The following is a 22,031-nucleotide window of genomic DNA, read 5'->3' as shown; positions in this document are numbered from 1 at the left end:
GGTTTTGTTGTTGGAATTACAAGATTATTCACTGGCGGATAGAAAACAAGCCTTTTTAGTGGCAGTATTTTGTTTAAACATACAACGAGTGGTTGGGCGATGTGCCTCCGCCGATGCAGCGGGCTCCTTACCTTGAGCCTAGGCCGCAATCGTTTGGAGGGGAAATGCCCGGTAAACCGCCCTTACAATTAGCTTGGAGTCCAGTACATGCATCCGCGCATCCTTGAGGTCACCCAACGGCTGGTCGAACGCAGCCGTGCCACCCGCGAACGCTACCTGCAGCTGATTCGCGGCGCGGCCAGTGACGGCCCCATGCGTGCCAGCCTGCAGTGCGCCAACTTCGCCCATGGCGTGGCCGGTTGCGGCAGCGACGACAAGCAGACCTTGCGCCTGATGAACGCTGCCAACGTGGCCATCGTCTCGGCCTACAACGACATGCTGTCGGCCCACCAGCCGTACCTGCACTTCCCCGAGCAGATCAAGCAGGCCCTGCGCGAGGTCGGCTCGGTCGGCCAGTTCGCCGGTGGCGTGCCGGCCATGTGCGACGGCGTGACCCAGGGCGAGCCGGGCATGGAGCTGGCCATTGCCAGCCGTGAAGTGATCGCCATGTCCACCGCGGTCGCGCTGTCGCACAACATGTTCGACGCCGCGCTGATGCTGGGCATCTGCGACAAGATCGTCCCGGGCCTGATGATGGGCGCGCTGCGCTTCGGCCACCTGCCGACCATCTTCGTCCCGGGCGGGCCGATGGTTTCGGGCATCTCCAACAAGCAGAAGGCCGACGTGCGCCAGCGCTATGCCGAAGGCAAGGCCAGCCGCGAAGAGCTGCTGGAGTCGGAGATGAAGTCCTACCACAGCCCCGGCACCTGCACCTTCTACGGCACCGCCAACACCAACCAGCTGGTGATGGAAGTCATGGGCCTGCACTTGCCGGGCGCTTCGTTCGTCAACCCATACACCCCGCTGCGCGACGCGCTCACCGCCGAGGCCGCGCAACAGGTCACGCGCATGACCAAAGCCAGCGGCAACTTCATGCCGCTGGGCGAAATCGTCGACGAGAAAGCGCTGGTCAACTCCATCGTTGCCCTGCACGCCACCGGCGGTTCGACCAACCATACCCTGCACATCCCGGCGATTGCCCAGGCGGCGGGTATCCAGCTGACCTGGCAGGACATGGCCGACCTGTCCGAAGTGGTGCCGACCCTGTCGCACGTCTACCCCAATGGCAAGGCCGACATCAACCACTTCCAGGCCGCTGGCGGCATGGCCTTCCTGATCCGTGAACTGCTCGATGCCGGGCTGCTGCACGAAGACGTCAACACCGTGGCCGGCCACGGCCTGCGTCGCTACACCCAGGAGCCCTTCCTGGACAACGGCAAGCTGGTGTGGCGCGAAGGCCCGCAGCACAGCCTGGACGAAAGCATCCTGCGCCCGGTGGCGCGGCCATTCTCGGCCGAAGGCGGCCTGCGGGTGATGGAGGGTAACCTCGGCCGTGGCGTGATGAAGGTGTCGGCTGTCGCCGCCGAGCACCAGGTGGTCGAGGCCCCGGCGCGGGTTTTCCACGACCAGCAGTCGCTGGCCGATGCGTTCAAGGCCGGCGAGCTGGAATGTGACTTCGTTGCTGTGGTGCGCTTCCAGGGGCCGCGCTGCAACGGCATGCCTGAGCTGCACAAGCTCACGCCGTTCCTGGGGGTACTGCAGGACCGTGGCTTCAAGGTAGCGCTGGTAACCGACGGGCGCATGTCCGGCGCCTCGGGCAAGATCCCTGCCGCCATCCACGTTTGCCCGGAGGCGTATGACGGCGGCCCGCTGGCACGGGTACGCGATGGTGATATCGTGCGGGTCGATGGTGTCGAAGGCACGCTGCGGGTGATGGTGTCGGCCGAAGAACTGGCCAGCCGCGACCTGCCGCCCGCGCCCCTGGGCAATGACCTGGGCTGCGGGCGTGAGCTGTTCGGCTTCATGCGCATGGCGTTCAGCTCGGCAGAGCAGGGCGCCAGTGCCTTTACTTCGGCCTTGGAGAACCTTAAATGAAGGACCTGCTGGTTGGCGACATCGGCGGCACCAATGCCCGTTTTGCGTTATGGCGTGACAACCAGCTGCATGAGGTAAAAGTCTTCGCTACCGCGGACTACACCAGCCCGGAGCAGGCCATCGAGGCGTACCTGCAAGGCCAGGGCATCGCCCGTGGTGGCCTGGCGGCGGTGTGCCTGGCAGTGGCCGGGCCGGTCGATGGCGATGAATTCCGCTTCACCAACAACCACTGGCGCCTGAGCCGCAGCGCATTCTGCAAGACCTTGCAGGTCGAGCGGCTGTTGCTGATCAACGATTTCACTGCCATGGCGCTGGGCATGACCCGCCTGCGTGACGGTGAATTCCGCGAGGTGTGCCCCGGGCAAGCTGACCCGTTGCGGCCGGCGCTGGTGATCGGGCCGGGCACCGGCCTGGGTGTGGGCTCGCTGCTGCGCCTGGGCGACAAGCGCTGGCAGGCCTTGCCCGGGGAGGGCGGGCATGTCGACTTGCCGGTGGGCAATGCCCGCGAAGCGGCGATCTACCAGCAGATCCACGGGCAAATAGGCCATGTCAGTGCCGAGACCGTGCTCAGTGGCGGCGGCCTGGTGCGGTTGTACCAGGCACTCTGCGCGCTGGACGGCGACACACCCCGGCACACGTCTCCGGCGCAGATTACCGATGCCGCGCTGGGCGGCGAGCCACGGGCGCTGGCGGTGATCGAGCAGTTCTGCCGGTTCCTTGGGAGAGTGGCCGGTAACAATGTGCTGACCCTGGGCGCGCGAGGCGGGGTCTATATTGTCGGCGGGGTAATCCCGCGGTTTGCCGAGCTGTTCCTGCGCAGCGGGTTTGCCGCCAGCTTTGCCGACAAGGGCTGCATGAGTGGTTATTTTGCCGGGGTGCCGGTGTGGCTGGTCACGGCGGAGTTTTCCGGGTTGCTAGGGGCTGGGGTGGCCCTGCAACAGGCGCTGGATCACGAGTAAGTGAAATGGGGGCGCTGTGCGCTCCATCGCGGCCCCGATAGCAGGCAACAAAGACCTGCATTCAACAAGAGGAAGGACCACCTTGAGCACTGCCGGCAAATCGATCCTGATGGTCGACGACGACCAGGAAATACGCGAACTGCTGCAAACCTACCTGAGTCGCGCCGGCTTCCAGGTGCATGCCGAAGCCGACGGAGCAGGCTTTCGCCGCGCCCTGCAAAGCACCCCCTGCGACTTGGTCATCCTCGATGTCATGCTGCCGGACGAAGACGGCTTCAGCCTGTGCCGCTGGGTGCGCCAACACCCACGCCAGGCCCGCGTGCCGATCATCATGCTCACCGCCAGTTCCGACGAAGCCGACCGGGTCATTGGCCTGGAACTGGGCGCCGACGACTACCTGGGCAAACCGTTCAGCCCGCGCGAACTGCAGGCGCGAATCAAGGCTTTGTTGCGCCGCGCGGAGTTTGGCCAGGCGGCGCCGGGCAGCGCCGTCCTGGCCTTCGACGACTGGCGCCTGGACACGGTCAGCCACCGCCTGTTCCACCGTGATGGCGAGGAGGTGATCCTCTCCGGTGCCGACTTTGCCCTGCTCAAACTGTTCCTCGATCACCCGCAGCAAATCCTCGACCGCGACACCATCGGCAACGCCACCCGTGGTCGCGAGCCGATGCCCCTGGACCGCATCGTCGACATGGCTGTGAGCCGTCTGCGCCAGCGCCTGCGCGATACCGACAAGCCTCCCCGGCTGATCCGCACCGTGCGCGGCAGTGGCTACCTGCTGGCGGCGCATGTCTGCTGTGCGCCCTGAGCGGCGCTGGCGCCTGCTGCCGCGCTCCTTGCTGGGGCGCATGCTGCTGCTGACCTTGCTGGTTGTCCTGCTGGCCCAGGGGTTGTCCAGCATTATCTGGGTTTCCCAGCTGCGAGCCAGCCAGCTTCAGGGGCTGCGTGCCAGCGCCAGCAGCCTGGCCCACTCCATGAGTGCCAGCGTCAGTTACTTCCGCTCGTTGCCGGTGGCTTACCGGCCGCTGGTGCTCGACCAATTGCGCAGCATGGGCGGCACGCGTTTCTTCGTGTCGCTCAACGCCACGCCGCTGGACATGCAGGCCCTGCCCGTCACCCCTCGCAAGCAGGCGGTGATCGATGTGTTCCAGCAGGTGCTGCATGAGCGTCTGGGTTCGCAGATGGAAATTTCCGTGGAGTTTGTCGGGCCTGACGACCTGCGCATCTTCAACAGCGGCCTCAAGCTCGACGAACTGCCGCGCTCATGGGCGCATTACTCGCTGACCCTGGAACCGTTGAAACCCCCGGTACTGGTCACGCAGATCCGCTTGGGCGAGGGCGAGTGGTTGTACATCGCCTCGCTGTTGCCCGAACCGTACACGGGGCTGGAAGCGGAACGCCTGCCCCGCCAGCAGATCGGCTTCATCGTGCTGACCACGGCCATGCTGTTGCTGTTCATCGGCTTGCTGGTGCATTGGCAAAGCTGGCCCCTGAAGCGCCTGGCGCGGGCCGCCCGAGAGATGTCGCTGGGTGCCGATGTGGCGCCGGTGGCTGAAGCTGGCGGCAGTGAAGTGGTCGAGGTGAGCCGGGCATTCAACAGCATGCGCGAGCGTATCAGCCGTTACCTGACCGAACGCAGCCAGCTGTTCAGCGCCATCTCCCATGACCTGCGCACGCCGATCACCCGCCTGCGCCTGCGCGTCGAGCTGCTGGAAGACGAGCGATTGCAGGCCAAGTTCAGCCAGGACCTCGACGAGCTGGAGCTGCTGGTCAAAGGCGCGCTGCAGTGTGTGAAAGACACTGACATTCACGAGAACATCGAGTCGGTCGATCTCAACCAGGTGCTGGAAATTCTGGCCGAGCCTTACCTCAGAGATGGTCGCATCACCCTCGACGGCCGTGCGCAGGCGCCATATCCCGGCAAGCCGCTGGCGCTGCGTCGTTGCATCGGCAACCTGATCGATAACGCCATCAAATACGGCGAGCGGGCGCGGCTGCGCATCATCGACGGTACAGAGGGCTTTGTGTTGCAAGTGGACGATCAGGGGCCGGGGGTGCCGCAGCAACAGTTGGAGCAGGTGTTCGAGCCGCATTTCCGTCTGGCCGGGCAGCAGCAGGGCTATGGGCTGGGGTTGGGGATTGCACGGAACATCGCCCACAGCCATGGGGGCGAGGTGAGCTTGCTGAACCTGCGTGAGGGCGGGTTGCGGGTGACTCTGTATTTGCCGCGTGGCGTGGACTGAGTCTTGCGTTGGTAGCACTGGGCACACCAATGTCACCGCCCGGTGACAATTCCGTTTTCCTTCGTGACACCCCGCGCACGCCCGCTGGCTAGAATTCGCAAAAGCCTGGCAAGGATCAAGCTGGCCCATGAACACCCTCAACCTGCCGCCCATCAGCTGGCTCAACGCACCGGCCCATACCGCCTGGCGCCTGGCCGAAGCACAGCGCCTGCTGGCATTCGCCAAAGCTGCGAAACTGCCTGACGGCTTTGGCAACCTGGATGCCAAAGGCCAGCTCGCTCCCGGCGCCTGCGCCGAAACCATGAACACCGCGCGAATGACCCACTGCTTCGCCCTGGCCCATCTGCAGGGCATTCCCGGCAGCCTGGCCTACGCCGAACACGGTGTGGCCGCCCTGCGTGGGGCCATGCAGGACGCCAGCTACGGTGGCTGGTTCGCCCGCCCCGGCGGCCAGGAAGACAGTGGCAAGGCCGCCTACCTGCATGCCTTCGTCGCCCTTGCCGCCAGCTCTGCAGTGGTGGCCGGTGTAGCCGATGCCGACCTGTTGCTGGCCGATGCAGCCGAAGTGATCGAAACGCACTTCTGGAGCGAAGCCAAGGGTGCCCTTCGAGAGACCTTCTCGCGCGCATGGCAGCTGCCTGAACCGTACCGTGGCGCCAACAGCAACATGCACGCGACCGAGGCATTCCTGGCCCTGGCGGATGTCACCGGCAACAGCCTTTGGCTGCAACGCGCCTTGCGTATTGCTGAGCGCATTATCCATACCCATGCCGCCGCCAACGGTTATCGGGTCATCGAACATTTCGACGCCCATTGGCAGCCCCTGCCGGATTACAACCGCGAGCACCCCGCCGACCACTTCCGGCCCTATGGCACTACGCCCGGGCATGCCATGGAATGGGCGCGGCTACTGTTGCATCTGGAGGCCAGCCTGCAACGGGCCGGGCTGCTCGCCCCGCAGTGGCTTCCAGACAGTGCCTGCAGATTGTTCGATGCCGCCTGCCAGCATGCCTGGAACGTCGATGGCGCTGCAGGTTTCGTCTATACCCTGGACTGGGCCAATCGCCCGGTGGTGCATGCACGCCTGCACTGGGTGCACGCCGAAGCTTGCGCCGCAGCAGCAGCCTTGATGCAGCGCACCGGCGAAGCACGGTACGAGCAGTGGTACCGCAACTGCTGGGGCTTTATCGCCAACCATTTCATCGACCCTGTCGCGGGCAGCTGGCACCACGAACTCGATGCCCGCAACCGGCCAGCGGGGACCATCTGGCCGGGCAAGCCCGACCTCTACCACGCCTACCAGGCACTGCTGCTGCCAGGCTTGCCGCTGGCACCCAGCCTGGCCAGCAATCTGGCCAGCTCCCGCTATGTAACCAGATGATGACATTCACGCATCGCTTCGTTACCTGACGGGGCGGGCACGCTGTTTAGACTCCATGCTACGCAAGCGTTCGACTTGCACGGCATAACAACAAGAAAGGTGCTCCGATGAATTCCACGCTCCGTCTCGCTGCCGCAATCTCTCTGGCCTCTTTACTGCCTTTGGGGGCTTCGGCCGCCGAGTCCAAAGGCAGTGTCGAGGTCGTGCACTGGTGGACCTCTGGTGGTGAAAAGGCGGCGGTCGATGTGCTCAAGGCGCAGGTCGAGAAAGACGGCTTCACCTGGAAGGACGGCGCTGTTGCCGGTGGTGGTGGTGCCACGGCCATGACCGTGCTGAAGAGCCGCGCTGTCGCAGGCAACCCGCCCGGTGTCGCGCAGATCAAAGGCCCCGACATCCAGGACTGGGCAGCCACCGGCTTGCTCGACGCCGATGTGCTCAAGGATGTGGCCAAGGACGAAAAGTGGGACTCGCTGCTCGACAAGAAAGTGGCCGGCACCGTGAAGTACGACGGTGACTATGTTGCCGTACCGGTGAACATCCACCGCATCAACTGGCTGTGGATCAACCCCGAAGTGTTCAAGAAAGCCGGCATCGACAAGGCGCCCACCACCCTCGACGAATTCTACGCCGCCGCAGACAAGCTCAAGGCGGCTGGCTTCATCCCGCTGGCTCATGGTGGCCAGCCGTGGCAGGACAGCACCGTGTTTGAAAGCGTGGTGCTGGCGGTGATGGGCGCCGACGGCTACAAAAAGGCCATGGTCGACCTCGACAGCGCAACGCTGACCGGCCCGCAGATGGTCAAGGCGCTGACCGAGTTGAAGAAGGTCGCAACCTACATGGACCCGGACGGCAAGGGCCAGGACTGGAATCTGGAAGCGGCCAAGGTCATCAACGGCAAGGCCGGCATGCAGATCATGGGCGACTGGGCCAAGAGCGAATGGACCCTGGCGAAGAAAACCGCCGGCAAGGACTACCAGTGCGTACCGTTCCCCGGTACCGACAAGGCCTTCCTGTACAACATCGACTCGCTGGTGGTGTTCAAGCAGAACGACGCCGGCACCTCTGCCGGGCAGCAGGACATCGCGCGCAAAGTGCTGGGTGAGGACTTCCAGAAGGTTTTCAGCATCAACAAAGGGTCGATCCCGGTGCGTAACGACATGCTCGCCGACATGGGCAAGCACGGCTTCGATGCCTGCGCGCAAACCTCCGCCAAGGACTTCCTTGCCGATGCCAAGACCGGCGGCCTGCAGCCGAGCATGGCGCACAACATGGCCACCACCCTGGCTGTGCAAGGTGCGTTCTTCGATGTGGTAACCAACTACATCAACGACCCCAAGGCCGACCCGGCCGATGCTGCGAAAAAGCTGGCGGCGGCGATCAAGGCTGCCCAGTAACGGCTGTTCGCGGGCACGCCCGCTCCCACATGGGCCCTGCTCACCACAGTTCCTGGTCATGACGCCAGACCTGTGAGAGCGGGCTTGCCCGCGAAGCGGTGCGTGGCACCGCCACTACCTCGGGATCCGATACATGACTACGACCACAGCCCAACTGCGGGCCTCACCCCTGGACGCGCTACAGCGCTGGCTACCCAAACTGGTGCTGGCCCCGAGCATGTTCATCGTGCTGGTGGGCTTCTACGGCTACATCCTCTGGACCTTCGTGCTGTCCTTCACCACGTCGACCTTCCTGCCCACCTACAAATGGGCCGGCCTGGCGCAGTACGCCCGGTTGTTCGATAACGATCGCTGGTGGGTCGCCAGCAAGAACCTGCTGGTGTTCGGCGGCCTGTTCATCGCCATCAGCCTGGCCATTGGCGTGCTGCTGGCAGTGTTGCTCGACCAGCGCATCCGTCGCGAGGGCTTCATCCGCACTATCTACCTGTACCCCATGGCACTGTCGATGATCGTCACCGGCACGGCCTGGAAGTGGCTGCTCAACCCCGGCATGGGCCTGGACAAGCTGCTGCGCGACTGGGGCTGGGAGGGTTTTCGTCTGGATTGGCTGATCGACCCTGACCGGGTCGTGTACTGCCTGGTGATCGCCGCCGTGTGGCAGGCCTCGGGCTTTATCATGGCGATGTTCCTCGCCGGCCTGCGCGGCGTTGACCAGTCGATCATCCGCGCCGCACAGATCGACGGTGCCAGCTTGCCGCGCATCTACTGGACTGTCGTGCTGCCCAGCCTGCGCCCAGTGTTCTTCAGCGCGCTGATGATCCTTTCGCACATCGCCATCAAGAGCTTCGACCTGGTCGCGGCGATGACCGCTGGCGGCCCGGGCTACTCGTCTGACCTGCCGGCCATGTTCATGTACTCGTTCACCTTCAGCCGCGGCCAGATGGGCATGGGTTCGGCCAGTGCCATCCTCATGCTCGGGGCGATCCTGGCGATCCTCGTGCCTTACCTGTACTCGGAGCTGCGGAGCAAACGCCATGCATAGCCCTGTCGACAAACCGGCTCTCAGCCCCAGCCGTATCGTCATCCATGCCATATTGCTGATCGCCGTACTGGTGTACCTGGTGCCGTTGGTGGTGATGCTGCTGACCAGCTTCAAGACCCCGGAAGACATCAGCAGCGGCAACCTGCTGAGCTGGCCCGCAGTGATCACCGGCATTGGCTGGGTCAAGGCCTGGAGTACGGTCAGCGGCTACTTCTGGAACTCGATCATGATCACCGTGCCAGCGGTGCTGATCTCCACCGCCATCGGCGCGCTGAACGGCTATGTGCTTTCGATGTGGCGCTTCCGTGGCTCACAGCTGTTCTTCGGCTTGCTGCTGTTCGGCTGCTTCCTGCCGTTCCAGACCGTACTGCTGCCGGCCTCGTTCACCCTGGGCAAACTCGGCCTGGCCAGTACCACCAGCGGCCTGGTGCTGGTGCACGTTGTCTACGGGCTGGCCTTCACCACGCTGTTTTTCCGCAACTTCTACGTGAGCATCCCGGATGCGCTGGTCAAGGCTGCACGCCTGGATGGTGCCGGGTTCTTCACCATCTTCCGCTGCATCATCCTGCCGATGTCCACACCCATCATCATGGTCTGCCTGATCTGGCAGTTCACCCAGATCTGGAACGACTTCCTGTTCGGCGTGGTGTTCTCCAGCGGCGACTCACAACCGATCACCGTGGCCCTGAACAACCTGGTCAACACCAGCACCGGGGCCAAGGAATACAACGTCGACATGGCGGCGGCGATGATCGCCGGCCTGCCAACCCTGCTGGTCTACGTGGTGGCAGGTAAATATTTTGTGCGCGGGCTGACGGCCGGCGCGGTCAAGGGGTAAGTCATGGCAACGCTCGAACTGCGCAATGTGAACAAGACCTACGGCAGCGGCCTGCCAGACACCCTCAAGGACATCCAGCTGTCGATCAGGGACGGGGAGTTCCTCATCCTGGTCGGCCCATCGGGGTGCGGTAAATCGACCTTGATGAACTGCATTGCCGGCCTGGAACAGATTACTGGCGGGGCCATCCTGATCGACGAACAGGATGTCAGCGGCATGAGCCCCAAGGACCGTGACATCGCCATGGTGTTCCAGTCCTACGCGCTGTACCCGACCATGAGCGTGCGCGAGAACATCGAGTTTGGCCTGAAGATCCGCAAGCTGCCCCAGGCCGCCATCGACGAAGAGGTGGCGCGGGTGGCCAAGCTGCTGCAGATCGAGCACTTGCTGGCGCGCAAGCCGGCGCAGCTGTCCGGTGGCCAGCAACAGCGCGTGGCCATGGGCCGGGCACTGGCGCGGCGGCCGAAGATCTACCTGTTCGACGAGCCGTTGTCCAACCTCGACGCCAAGCTGCGGGTCGAGATGCGCACCGAAATGAAACTGATGCACCAGCGCCTGAAGACCACCACTGTGTACGTCACCCACGACCAGATCGAGGCGATGACCCTGGGTGACAAGGTGGCGGTCATGAAAGACGGCATCATCCAGCAGTTTGGTACCCCGCAGCAGATCTACAACGACCCGGCCAACCAGTTTGTCGCCAGCTTCATCGGTTCGCCGCCGATGAACTTCATTCCGGTACGCCTCAAGCAGCAGGATGGCCGCTTGCTGGCACTGCTCGACAGCGGGCAAGCGCGCTGCGAGCTGCCCTTGGGGCTGGCCAGCGATGAGCTGGATGGGCGCGAGATCACGCTTGGCATCCGCCCTGAGCAGATTGCCCTGGGCGCCCCCGAGGGCAACGGTTTGCCGGGCATTCGCGCCGAAGTCCAGGTCACCGAACCCACCGGGCCGGACCTGCTGGTGTTCGTCACCCTCAACCAGACCAAGGTTTGCTGCCGCCTGGCGCCGGATGTTGCCTGCCAGGTCGGTGACAGCCTCAATCTGCAACTTGACCCGGCCCGGGTGCTGCTGTTCGACGCAAACAGCGGCGAGCGGCTGCACCTGGCCAGCACTGCCGCAACCGCAAAGGACAACGTGGCTCATTTCAAGGGCCGCTAACTCGTCTACACCATCAAATAAGAAAAAGAGGACGCAAAGGGATGGAACAACGCAAACGCATCAGGACATTGGGTTCGCTGGCCTTGCTTGCCATCGTTGGCAGCAGCGGCGCGCAGGCTGCCGAGGCATTCTCCAGCGAGTCGAAATGGATGACGGGCGATTGGGGCGGCACCCGCACTGAGCTGCTGGACAAGGGCTACGACTTCACCCTTGATTACGTCGGTGAGGTGGCCGGGAACCTGCACGGCGGCTACAACGACGACAAGACGGCCCGCTACAGTGACCAGTTCGCGCTTGGCGCCCACCTGGACCTGCAGAAGATCCTTGGCTGGCACGATGCCGAGTTCAAGCTGGCAATCACCGAGCGCAGTGGGCGCAACCTGTCCAACGACCGTATCAGCGACCCACGTGCCGGGCAGTTCAGCTCGGTCCAGGAGGTGTGGGGTCGCGGCCAGACCTGGCGCTTGACCCAGATGTGGATCAAGCAAAAGTACTTCGACGGCGCGCTGGACGTGAAATTCGGCCGTTTTGGCGAAGGCGAAGACTTCAACAGCTTCCCCTGCGACTTCCAGAACCTGGCCTTCTGCGGCTCGCAGGTGGGCAACTGGGTGGGCGGTATCTGGTACAACTGGCCCGTCAGCCAGTGGGCGCTGCGGGTGAAGTACAACATTACCCCGGAATTCTTCGTCCAGGTTGGCGCCTTCGAGCAGAACCCGTCCAACCTGGAAACCGGCAACGGCTTCAAGCTCAGCGGCAGTGGCACCAAGGGCGCCATCCTGCCGGTAGAGGCGGTGTGGTCACCCAAGGTCAACGGCCTGCCGGGCGAGTACCGCTTGGGCTACTACTACAGCACGGCCAAGGCCGATGATGTGTTTGACGACGTCAACGGCAACCCGCAGGCGCTGACCGGCGAAGCCTTCAAGTCGCACTCCAGCAAGCACGGCTGGTGGGTGGTGGCGCAGCAGCAAGTCACGGCGCATGCAGGTGACGTCAACCGTGGCCTCAGCCTGTTCGCCAACTTCACCGTGCACGACAAGGCCACCAACGTGGTCGATAACTACCAGCAGGTGGGGTTGGTCTACAAAGGGGCCTTCGACGCCCGGCCCAAGGACGACATCGGCTTCGGCGTGGCGCGTATTCATGTGAATGACGACGTGAAGAAACGTGCCGAGCTGCTCAATGCCCAGAGCGGCATCGATGACTACGACAACCCAGGCTTCGTACCACTGCAGCGCACCGAGTACAACGCCGAGCTCTACTACGGCTTTCATGTCACCAACTGGCTGACCGTGCGGCCCAACCTGCAGTACATCAAGAGCCCCGGCGGGGTGGACCAGGTGGACAACGCGCTGGTCGCGGGGTTGAAGATTCAGTCGTCATTCTGAGGGCATTTGTTGTAAATTTACGCCAATCCATTTTCGGTTCCCGGCACCCACTGGCCTGCAGTGGTTGTCGGGGATAGGCCGAGACAGCGCTATCTCAAACAACAAGAGCTCTGAACCATGCCCGAACATCCGCTCCATCGCTTCTTTTCCTCGCAGCGGCCCCGGCCGACATTCGAGTGGGAGCGTTACCAGCAGCGCGATGTGCTGATCATCGACCACCCTCGTTGCCAGGCGGTATTCAGCCGCCAGGGCGCGCAGTTGCTGCACTTTCAACCGGCCGGGGAGCGGCCCTGGCTGTGGTGTGCCGAGCAGTGGCCACAAGTGGGCGCGATCCGTGGGGGTGTGCCGGTGTGCTGGCCGTGGTATGGCCGCCATCCTAGCGAAGACCTTTGGCCGGCTCATGGCTGGGCGCGGCTACTGGACTGGAAGCTGGTGGACAGCCGCGAGGACGAAGAGGGAGTGACCCTGAAGTGGCGGCTGGACCTGTGCGACTGGCAAGTCGACCTGCATGCCCGGCTGGGCAGTCGCATGGAGCTGAGCCTGAGCACCGAGCACCAGGACAGCGAACCCTGCCAGCTGAGCCATGCGCTGCTGGCCTACTGGCGTATCAGTGACGTGTCCGAGATAGCGCTATCCGGGCTTGAGGATATCGAAGGTTACGACCGCATCAGCCGCCAGGCCTGCCGTGAAGACGGTGCGCTGAAGCTCAAGGGTGGCTGCCAGAAGGTCTACCCGGGTACGCCCCGGGTGCAGCTGCAGGACCCGGCCTGGCAGCGCGAGCTGTGCATCGATACCGGTGACAGCGACGACACGGTGGTCTGGCACCCCGGCAACCGCCCGTTGATGGGCGTGACCGGGCGTGAATCGCAGCGCTTTGTCTGCGTCGAGGCTGCCAGCGGCAGTGGCGAGGGGCTGAGCCTGGCACCGGGGCAGCGTGCCCACCTGCGCTTGCAGGCGCACCGGCTCAGTTGAGTTCGTCGTCCTCGATCGGGTAGCGGCTGGCGTTGAGGCTTTCCTTGATCTTGCGCAGATGCGGCTGGAAGTCCACGCCGCGGCGCAACGTCATGCCGGTGGCCAGTACATCAAGCACGGTCAACTGGATGATCCGGGAGGTCATTGGCATGTAGATGTCGGTGTCTTCCGGCAGGGGAATGTGCAGGCTCAGGCTGCAGGCGTTGGCCAGCGGCGATCCAGCGGCGGTCAGGCCCAGCACCGAGGCACCGTTTTCGCGGGCCAGGCGCGCCACTTCGACCAGTTCGCGGGTGCGCCCGGTGTAGGAAATGATCACGAACAGGTCACCGGTGTGGGCCACCGAGGCCAGCATGCGTTGCATCAGCACGTCGGCATGCGCCGATACCGCCAGGTTGAAGCGGAAGAACTTGTGCTGCGCGTCGAGGGCCACCGGGGCTGAGGCGCCGAGGCCGAAGAAGTGGATCTGCCGGGCCTGGATCATCATGTCCACCGCACGGCTGACCTGCGCCGGGTCGAGTTGCTGGCAGGCCCCGTCGAGCGAGGCGATGGCGCTGGCGAAGATCTTCTGGGTGTAGGCCGCCGGGTCGTCGTCGGCCTCGACCGCACGGCTGACATAGGCGGCGCCACTGGCCAGGCTCTGCGCCAGTTGCAGCTTGAGTTCCGGGTAGCCGCTGACGCCGAACGAGCGGCAGAAACGGTTGACGGTCGGCTCGCTGACCTTGGCCGCCTGGGCCAGGGCGGCGATGCTGAAACGGGTGGCTTGTTGCGGGTTGAGCAGGATGACTTCGGCGACTTTGCGTTCGGCCTTGTTCAGCTCGTCGAGGCGTCCCTGGATCTGTTCCAGGAGGTTTCGCACGCGGTCCATGGGTGTGTCCTTGGGTCGGGAAGACAGCCGGCTGTGGGAGCAGCAGGCTTTTTGCACGGTCGTCTATCGTACTGTCGGTGCGGTTGACGTACCACTTGTCTGTAACACTTGTGTGTAATGTTGTGGTTTTTACTACATTATCCCTTGAAAACCGTATGTGAAAGCGGTATTCCTAGACCAACTTTAGGAAAGAACCAACATCATGGCTGCGATCAGTGTCGAACCTTGCACCTTTGCCCTGTTTGGCGCCCTCGGCGATCTGGCATTGCGCAAGTTGTTTCCTGCGCTTTATCAGCTTGACCGGGCCAATCTGTTGCACCCGGACACCCGCCTGCTGGCGTTGGCCCGCGAAGCTGGCAGCGCGCAGGCGCATCTGGACCACATTGAAGCCCACTTGCGCCGTCATGTGCCCGAAGCCGATATCGAACCCGCCGCCCTGGGCCGATTCCTCGCCAGGCTGAGCTACCAGCACCTGGACTTCCTGCAGCCCGAGGGATACCAGGCCTTGGCCGAGCAGCTGCCAGACGAACTGCCGCTGATCGCCTATTTCGCCACAGCGGCTGCGGTGTACGGGGCCATCTGTGAAAACCTCGAAAAGGCCGGGCTGGCCGCGCGCACCCGGGTGGTGCTGGAAAAGCCCATCGGTCATGACCTTGAGTCGTCGCGACGGGTCAACGATGCTGTGGCGCGCTTCTTCCCTGAAAGCCGCGTCTACCGCATCGACCACTATTTGGGCAAGGAAACGGTGCAGAACCTGATTGCCCTGCGCTTCGCCAACAGCCTGTTCGAAACCCAGTGGAACCAGAATTCCATCTCCCATGTGGAGATCACCGTCGCCGAAAAGGTCGGTATCGAAGGCCGTTGGGGCTACTTCGACAAGGCTGGCCAATTGCGCGACATGATCCAGAACCACCTGTTGCAGCTGCTGTGCCTGATTGCCATGGACCCGCCCAGCGAGTTGTCTGCCGATGCCATCCGCGACGAGAAGGTCAAGGTGCTCAAGGCACTGGCACCGATCACCGGCGACGGCCTGAGCACTCGTGTGGTGCGTGGCCAGTACATTGCCGGCTACAGCGACGGCAAGCCGGTGCCGGGTTACCTGGAAGAAGACAACGCAAACGCCCAGAGCGACACTGAAACCTTCGTCGCCTTGCGCGCCGACATCCGCAACTGGCGCTGGTCAGGTGTACCGTTCTACCTGCGGACCGGCAAGCGCATGCCGCAAAAGCTGTCGCAGATCGTCATCCACTTCAAGGAAACCCCGCATTACATCTTCGCCCCGGAACAGCGTTTGCAGATCGGTAACAAGCTGATCATCCGCCTGCAACCGGACGAAGGCATTTCTTTGCGGGTGATGACCAAGGAACAGGGCCTGGACAAGGGCATGCAACTGCGCAGCGGCCCGTTACAGCTGAATTTTTCCGACACCTGGCGCAGTGCGCGGATTCCGGATGCCTACGAGCGCTTGTTGCTCGAAGTGATGCGCGGCAACCAGAACCTGTTCGTGCGCAAGGACGAAATCGAGTATGCCTGGAAGTGGTGCGACCAGTTGATTGCCGGTTGGCGCAACGCAGGTGATGCGCCCAAGCCTTACGCGGCCGGCTCCTGGGGGCCGATGAGCTCGATTGCACTGATAACGCGCGATGGGAGGGCGTGGTATGGGGATATCTGAACTGAAACTGCCGGCGGCTGCGAAGGCGCATAGCCTGCCGGATGCCAAGTCACTGGCTGCCACATTGGCACACGACGTGGCCGAGCGCCTGCGTGCGGCCATCGCGGCCAAGGGCCAGGCCTGCGTGGTGCTTTCCGGTGGCCGCAGCCCGGTACCGTTTCTGGAAAAACTGGCCAGCGAAAACCTGGACTGGGCCAACGTCACTGTCAGCCTGGCCGATGAGCGCTGGGTGCCGGTGGAGCACGCCGACAGCAATGCCGGCCTGCTGGCCCGCCACCTGCTCAAGGGCGCGGCGGCCAAGGCCCGCTTCGTTGGCCTGTACCAGCAGGCAGATAACCTGGATGCCGCTGCACTCAAGGCTGACCAGGCCTTGGCCGGCCTGCCGCCGATCGACGTGCTGGTGCTGGGCATGGGTGACGATGGTCATACCGCCTCGCTGTTCCCCGGCAGCCCCAATCTGGTCGCCGGCCTGGACCTGGCCAGCCCGCGCCGCTGCCTGCCGTTGCTGGCGCCGAGCGTGCCGCACCAGCGCCTGTCGCTGACCCGTTCGCTGCTGGCCAGTGCTGCCTTTACCGCGCTGTCCGTGCAAGGCCAGGGCAAACTCGCTACCCTGCGCGCCGCGCTGGCTGGCAACGACCTTAACGAAATGCCGATTCGCGCTTTTCTTCACGCCCCCCTGGACATCTACTGGTGCCCATGAGCCAAGGATCCACAGTCATGACCACCCTCGAACGCCCACAGTCCAAGCTCTCGATGGCCGACAAAGCCGCGCGGATCGACGCCATTTGCGAGAAGGCGCGCATCCTGCCGGTGATCACCATCGCCCGTGAGGAAGACATCCTACCGCTGGCCGATGCCTTGGCCGCGGGCGGCATCCGCACCCTGGAAGTTACGTTGCGCTCACAGCATGGCCTGAAGGCCATCCAGGTGCTGCGCGAACAGCGCCCGGAGCTATGCGTCGGCGCAGGTACCGTGCTTGATCGCGGCATGTTCGCCGCCGTTGAAGCTGCGGGTGCGCAATTCGTCGTTACCCCGGGTATTACTCAGGATATTCTCGAAGCCGGTGTAGAAAGCGAGATACCTCTGCTGCCGGGCATCAGCACACCGTCCGAAATCATGATGGGCTACGCGCTGGGCTATCGCCGCTTCAAGCTGTTCCCGGCAGAAATCAGCGGCGGCGTGGCCGCGATCAAGGCCTTTGGCGGCCCGTTCGGCGATATACGCTTTTGCCCGACTGGCGGCGTGAACCCGGCCAATGTGCGTAACTACATGGCGTTGCCCAATGTGATGTGCGTGGGCGGCACCTGGATGCTCGACAGCAGCTGGATCAAGAACGGCGACTGGGCGCGGATCGAAGCGTGCAGTGCCGAGGCGATGGCGCTGCTGGACGCCAACTGAATTTGTTGTGTGCTTTACGGCTTATGGGGCGCTTGGTCGGCGCCCTTTTTTTATGGGCCGCGCCTGTGGATAGCCGGTGCATGAAGCCTTCCCGAGAGACTCGGGCGAAAAAAAACCGCATCCCAGGATGCGGTTTTTTTGTTGGGTAGAACTATCAGGCAGCTTGGGCTTCCTGTTGGCTCAGCGAACGGTTCAGGGCACTGAACAGGGCCTTGAAGCTGGCCGTGGTGATGTTTTCATCGATACCCACACCATGTATCGGGCGACCGCCGGCCACGCGCAACTCGATGTAGGCTGCTGCCTTGGCGTTGGTGCCAGCGCCAATCGCATGCTCGTTGTAGTCCATGATCTCCACCGCAACCGGCAGGCCGGCTACCAGGGCTTCCAGGGCGCCGTTGCCCTTGCCGCGCCAGTGCAGGGTGGTTTCACCTTCACCGGCAACTTCCACTTCCACGGCACTGTGGCCGTTTTCTTCCTGCAGGCGGTGGCTCACCAGCGCGTACGGCGCGTTCGCCTGGAGGTATTCCTTGTGCAGCAGGCTGTAGATTTGCTGGGCAGTCATTTCCAGGCCCAGACGGTCGGTTTCACCCTGTACCACCTGGCTGAACTCAATCTGCATGCGACGTGGCAGGCTGATGCCGTATTCCTGCTCGAGCAGGTAGGTGATGCCGCCTTTGCCCGACTGGCTGTTGACGCGGATGACTGCCTCGTAGCTGCGGCCGATGTCCGCCGGGTCGATCGGCAAGTACGGCACTTCCCACAGCTCGCCTTCCTGCTGCTTGGCGAAGCCCTTGCGAATGGCGTCCTGGTGCGAGCCGGAGAACGCGGTGTGGACCAGGTCGCCCACGTACGGGTGACGCGGGTGCACCGGCAACTGGTTGCACTCTTCGACCACCTTGCGTACTCCGTCGATGTCGGAGAAGTCCAGCAGCGGGTCGATGCCCTGGGTGTAGAGGTTCAGTGCCAGGGTCACCAGGTCGACGTTACCGGTACGCTCGCCGTTGCCGAACAGGCAGCCTTCAGCGCGGTCGGCACCGGCCATCAGGCCCAGTTCGGTGGCAGCGATGCCGGTGCCACGGTCGTTGTGGCAGTGCAGGCTGATGATCACGCTGTCGCGGCGGCTGACATTGCGGCAGAACCACTCGATCTGGTCGGCATAGATGTTCGGCGTCGACACTTCGACGGTGGCTGGCAGGTTGAGGATGATCTTGTGCTCAGGCGTCGGGTTCCACACCTCGATGACCGCATCGCAGACTTCCTTGGCGAATTCCATTTCGGTAGCGCTGAAGGTTTCTGGCGAGTACTGGAAGGTCCAGTGGGTTTCCGGCTGCTGGGCAGCGTACTTGACGAACAGCTTGGCCGCGTTCACCGCGATGTCCTTCACGCCTTGCTTGTCTTGGTTGAAGACAATGCGGCGGAACGATGGGCTGGTGGCGTTGTACAGGTGGACGATGGCCTTTTTCGCCCCGCGCAGCGACTCGAAGGTACGCGCGATCAGGTCTTCACGCGCCTGGGTGAGCACCTGGATGGTGGTGTCGTCCGGGATGTGGCCGTCCTGGATCAAGGTGCGCACGAAGTCGAAGTCGGTTTGCGAGGCGGACGGGAACGACGCTTCGATTTCCTTTACGCCAACCTGCACCAAGGTCTTCCAGAAGCGCAGCTTCTTCTCCGAGTCCATCGGCTCGATCAGCGACTGGTTGCCATCACGCAGGTCGGAACTGCACCAGATAGGGGCTGCGGTGATGGTCTTCGACGGCCAGGTACGGTCGGGCAGGTCGATGGTCGGAAAGGCGCGGTACTTCTTCGAAGGGTCTTTGAGCATGGTCATGGAAGCAATCCTTTTGTGTGCGGCCGAGATCGGGCCTGCCGAGCAATAACGAGATGAAGAGGCGAGGCGACGCGAATCAGCCTGGTAGTCGGGCGCTGACCAGGCAGAGGCTGCGATGTTGTCGGAGCAGGATGAGGGTGCTGAAGGTTTTCATGCCTTCAAACTTAACCAGTGGGGTGGGGGATGGCAAGCGTTCGGGAAAAATTGAGATAAATGCTTAAAAAAAGCAATAAGACGAGATTTTATGGCTCATATTATTTAGGTGCTTATTGATTTTTGCGCAGTATTTTTCGATGGCGCAACACAGTTGAACTGCTGTCGACTGCGCTGGCCACCTTCGCTGGCACGCCCCTGCGACGTGGCGCAATACCTGTAGGAGCGGGCGCGCCCGCGAAGCAGGCGGCGCAATTTCAGGGCTGGAACGCACCAATGAAAATCGCTGGATCCACCCGTGCATCGTTCAGGCTGACATTCCAGTGCATGTGCGGTCCGGTAGCCCGCCCGGTCGAACCCACCCGGCCGACCACCTCGCCACGGCGCAGTTGCTGGCCGACCTGCACATCGATTTTCGACATGTGGCAGAACATGCTGATGAAGCCCTGGCCATGGTCGACAAACACCGTGCGGCCATTGAAAAAGTAGTCACCCACCAGAATCACCTTGCCATTGGCCGGGGTCTTGATCGGCGTACCCGCCGGCACGGCGAAGTCCAGCCCGGCATGCGGGTTGCGCTCTTCGCCATTGAAGAAGCGGCGCACGCCGAACTTGCTCGACAGCGGGCCGCTGACCGGTTTGTCGAGGATCAGGTTGCTCGGCAGGTTCGGGCTGAAGCTGCGGTAGGCCTTGATCTGCTCGGCCAACTCACGGTCGATGCGCTTGAGGTCGGCCGGGTTCGGGTTGACCTGGCGGGTGTTCTTCAAGGTGATGCGCTGTTCAGGGTATTTCTTGCTGCCGACCGAAAAGGGCAGGGTACGCCCGCCTTGGCTCAGCACGGCGGTGCCGGGTTTCTGGGTCAGCGGGATGCCAACGATGGCCAGCCAGTTGTCCTGTTCCTTCACCACCAGCACCGGTTTGCCGTCAAAGCGGGCGCTTGGCGCGCTGGCGGCGGGGCCGAGGTCGATCACCGCCACGCCGCCCGGCACTGGTTTGTTCAGCGCGCGGGTGATGTAGCTGGCCTGGGCACCGCCGGCCAGCAGCAACAGAGAAAGGGCGAGCAGGGGCGCGAGCAGGCGGGGCATGTGTCAGTCCAGTAGTGAAAGGGTGACCGGGGTCAGGTGGTTGTCTTCGACCCGCACCAGCAGCTCGCCTTCGTTCAGGCGGGCAGTCAGGCGTTGGCCATTGCGGGTCTGTTCGGCGCTGCGAATGGCCTGGCCTTGTTCATCCAGCAAAATGCTGTACCCGCGGGCCAAGGTGGCCAGCGGACTGACCACTTGCAGTGTCTGCAACTGGGCCTGGAACCGCTGGCGGCGGTCCTTGAGCACCTCACGCATGGCCCGTGGCAGGCGCTCGGCCAGGCTGTCCAGGCGCTGGTTCAGCAGTTTCAGGTTACGGCCCGGATGCTGCGCGGCCAGGCGGGCGTCCAGGCGTGCCAGGCGTTCGCGGCGCTGGTTGAGGTTGAGCATGAACGCGCGACGCAGGCGCATGTCCAGGTCGTCCAGGCGTTGAGCCTGCTGGCGCAAACGCTCGCCTGGGTGACGCAGGCGGCGGGTGAGTGACTCCAGGCGCAGGCGGTCGTGGGTCAGGCGGTTCTGCATGCGCAAGAGCAGGCGCCGTTGCAGGCCATCCAGGCGTTGCCGAAGGCCGCTGTTGTCAGGGGCCAGCAGCTCGGCGGCAGCCGACGGGGTGGGCGCGCGCACGTCAGCCACGAAGTCGCTGATCGACACGTCGGTTTCATGGCCCACGGCGCTGACAATGGGCGTGACGCAGGCGGCCACGGCACGCGCCACGGCTTCCTCGTTGAAACACCAGAGGTCTTCCAGCGAACCACCACCACGCGCCAGAATCAGCGCATCGAAGCCGAGGCTGTCGGCCAGGCGGATGGCGCGTACGATCTGCGCGATGGCTTCGCGGCCCTGTACCGCCGTCGGGATCAGGTTCAGCTCCACCTGCGGGGCACGGCGGCCGAACACACTGATGATGTCGCGGATCACCGCGCCGGTGGGCGAGGTGATGATGCCGATGCGCTGCGGGTGAGCCGGCAGTGGCTTCTTTCGTTCGGTGCTGAACAGCCCCTCGGCACCGAGCTTTTCCTTAAGGGCCTCGAAGGCCAGGCGCAGCGCGCCATCGCCGGCTGGCTCGACGGTGTCGAGAATCAGCTGATAGTCGCCCCGCCCTTCGAACAGCGAAACCTTGCCGCGTACCCGCACCGCCAGGCCGTCGCGCAGCGCCTGGCGCACCCGCGTGGCGTTTTGCCGGAACAACGCGCAACGCACCTGGGCGCCGCTGTCCTTGAGGGTGAAGTACATGTGGCCGGACGCCGGGCGGGCGAGGTTGGAGATTTCGCCTTCCACCCACACGCTGCGGAAAACGTCTTCCAGCAGCACGCGGGCGCGGCCGTTGAGTTGGCTGACGGTGAGGACCTCGCGGTCCAGTCCGAGTCGTTCGAAGGGGTCTCTGATCATGGTGGGCATGATACTGGGCTGGGTGAGTGCATGTCTTGGGGTTTGTGGTGCCTGTGAGATCGAGCGCCGCCCGCGCGGCGCATCGCGAGCTGCGCTCGCTCCTACGTCTGTTTCGGGCCAATATTACCTGTACCAAGCGCGCGCGGCCGCCTTGTTGCCGCAGTGCGATAGCGTGCCAGGCGCCAAGGCGTTCGCGCGCAAACACCGCAGGAATATCTGGCGAGCGCAGCTCGCGATGCGC

18 protein-coding genes are annotated in these 22,031 nt (G+C 63.6%); 14 read left to right on the top strand and 4 right to left on the bottom strand.

The window, feature by feature from the left end:
* The first annotated feature begins 207 nt into the window (after nt 1-207).
* The 11 genes from edd to DMX11_RS17985 all read left to right on the top strand — a co-directional run bounded on the left by edd (nt 208) and on the right by DMX11_RS17985 (nt 13,406).
* Entirely contained in the window at nt 208-2,034 is a 1,827-nt protein-coding gene (gene edd, locus DMX11_RS18035) for a phosphogluconate dehydratase (protein WP_110745739.1), read from the top strand.
* Nucleotides 2,031-2,993, top strand: a complete 963-nt coding sequence (locus DMX11_RS18030) for a glucokinase (protein ID WP_110745738.1) — start codon at nt 2,031-2,033, stop codon at nt 2,991-2,993. The genes edd and DMX11_RS18030 overlap by 4 nt, the downstream gene beginning before the upstream one ends.
* An 82-nt stretch (nt 2,994-3,075) precedes the next feature.
* Complete coding sequence (gltR, locus tag DMX11_RS18025; RefSeq protein WP_110745737.1) at nt 3,076-3,801, top strand: two-component system response regulator GltR; 726 nt, start codon at nt 3,076-3,078, stop codon at nt 3,799-3,801.
* On the top strand, nt 3,782-5,236 hold the full coding sequence (locus DMX11_RS18020; RefSeq protein ID WP_110745736.1) for an ATP-binding protein: 1,455 nt from the start codon (nt 3,782-3,784) through the stop codon (nt 5,234-5,236). The genes gltR and DMX11_RS18020 overlap by 20 nt, the downstream gene beginning before the upstream one ends.
* Before the next feature lie 127 nt (nt 5,237-5,363).
* Nucleotides 5,364-6,617: an AGE family epimerase/isomerase gene (locus tag DMX11_RS18015; RefSeq protein ID WP_110745735.1), complete on the top strand. Its 1,254-nt coding sequence runs from the start codon at nt 5,364-5,366 to the stop codon at nt 6,615-6,617.
* Between the two features lie 107 nt (nt 6,618-6,724).
* Nucleotides 6,725-8,011, top strand: a complete 1,287-nt coding sequence (locus DMX11_RS18010; protein ID WP_110745734.1) for an ABC transporter substrate-binding protein — start codon at nt 6,725-6,727, stop codon at nt 8,009-8,011.
* 133 nt (nt 8,012-8,144) lie between these two features.
* On the top strand, nt 8,145-9,053 hold the full coding sequence (locus tag DMX11_RS18005; protein ID WP_110745733.1) for a carbohydrate ABC transporter permease: 909 nt from the start codon (nt 8,145-8,147) through the stop codon (nt 9,051-9,053).
* Entirely contained in the window at nt 9,046-9,891 is an 846-nt protein-coding gene (locus tag DMX11_RS18000; protein WP_110745732.1) for a carbohydrate ABC transporter permease, read from the top strand. The genes DMX11_RS18005 and DMX11_RS18000 overlap by 8 nt, the downstream gene beginning before the upstream one ends.
* 3 nt (nt 9,892-9,894) lie before the next feature.
* The gene (locus DMX11_RS17995; protein WP_110745731.1) at nt 9,895-11,049 is read left to right on the top strand and encodes an ABC transporter ATP-binding protein; all 1,155 of its coding nucleotides are present in this window, start codon (nt 9,895-9,897) and stop codon (nt 11,047-11,049) included.
* A 41-nt stretch (nt 11,050-11,090) separates the two neighbouring features.
* Nucleotides 11,091-12,434, top strand: coding sequence for a carbohydrate porin (locus DMX11_RS17990; protein WP_110745730.1), 1,344 nt, complete (start codon nt 11,091-11,093; stop codon nt 12,432-12,434).
* A gap of 117 nt (nt 12,435-12,551) precedes the next feature.
* Nucleotides 12,552-13,406, top strand: a complete 855-nt coding sequence (locus DMX11_RS17985; RefSeq protein WP_110745729.1) for a D-hexose-6-phosphate mutarotase — start codon at nt 12,552-12,554, stop codon at nt 13,404-13,406.
* Here the strand turns inward: DMX11_RS17985 and hexR are convergent.
* Entirely contained in the window at nt 13,399-14,262 is an 864-nt protein-coding gene (gene hexR, locus DMX11_RS17980; protein WP_177410761.1) for a DNA-binding transcriptional regulator HexR, read from the bottom strand. The genes DMX11_RS17985 and hexR overlap by 8 nt on opposite strands.
* A 211-nt stretch (nt 14,263-14,473) precedes the next feature.
* Between hexR and zwf the strand changes: the two genes are divergently transcribed.
* The 3 genes from zwf to DMX11_RS17965 are packed head-to-tail and all read left to right on the top strand — an operon-like array spanning nt 14,474 to nt 17,341.
* Nucleotides 14,474-15,943: a glucose-6-phosphate dehydrogenase gene (gene zwf, locus DMX11_RS17975; protein WP_110745727.1), complete on the top strand. Its 1,470-nt coding sequence runs from the start codon at nt 14,474-14,476 to the stop codon at nt 15,941-15,943.
* Nucleotides 15,930-16,643 carry a 6-phosphogluconolactonase gene (pgl, locus tag DMX11_RS17970; protein ID WP_110745726.1) on the top strand — a complete coding sequence of 238 codons (714 nt, stop codon included), beginning with the start codon at nt 15,930-15,932 and terminating at the stop codon, nt 16,641-16,643. The genes zwf and pgl overlap by 14 nt, the downstream gene beginning before the upstream one ends.
* 17 nt (nt 16,644-16,660) lie before the next feature.
* On the top strand, nt 16,661-17,341 hold the full coding sequence (locus DMX11_RS17965; RefSeq protein ID WP_110745725.1) for a bifunctional 4-hydroxy-2-oxoglutarate aldolase/2-dehydro-3-deoxy-phosphogluconate aldolase: 681 nt from the start codon (nt 16,661-16,663) through the stop codon (nt 17,339-17,341).
* A gap of 154 nt (nt 17,342-17,495) precedes the next feature.
* On the opposite strand, the gene leuA is transcribed toward DMX11_RS17965, so the two are convergent.
* The 3 genes from leuA to xseA form a co-directional block, all read right to left on the bottom strand.
* Complete coding sequence (gene leuA / locus DMX11_RS17960) at nt 17,496-19,169, bottom strand: 2-isopropylmalate synthase (protein WP_110745724.1); 1,674 nt, start codon at nt 19,167-19,169, stop codon at nt 17,496-17,498.
* Between the two features lie 410 nt (nt 19,170-19,579).
* Nucleotides 19,580-20,407: a M23 family metallopeptidase gene (locus DMX11_RS17955; RefSeq protein ID WP_110745723.1), complete on the bottom strand. Its 828-nt coding sequence runs from the start codon at nt 20,405-20,407 to the stop codon at nt 19,580-19,582.
* Between the two features lie 3 nt (nt 20,408-20,410).
* Entirely contained in the window at nt 20,411-21,790 is a 1,380-nt protein-coding gene (gene xseA, locus DMX11_RS17950) for an exodeoxyribonuclease VII large subunit (RefSeq protein WP_028698084.1), read from the bottom strand.
* Nucleotides 21,791-22,031: the final 241 nt, after the last annotated feature.

The sequence above is a fragment of the Pseudomonas sp. LB-090624 genome, assembly GCF_003205205.1.
GTDB lineage: Bacteria > Pseudomonadota > Gammaproteobacteria > Pseudomonadales > Pseudomonadaceae > Aquipseudomonas.
The sequence above is the reverse complement of the archived record's forward strand: the minus strand, read 5'-3'. Positions and strand labels throughout refer to the sequence as shown.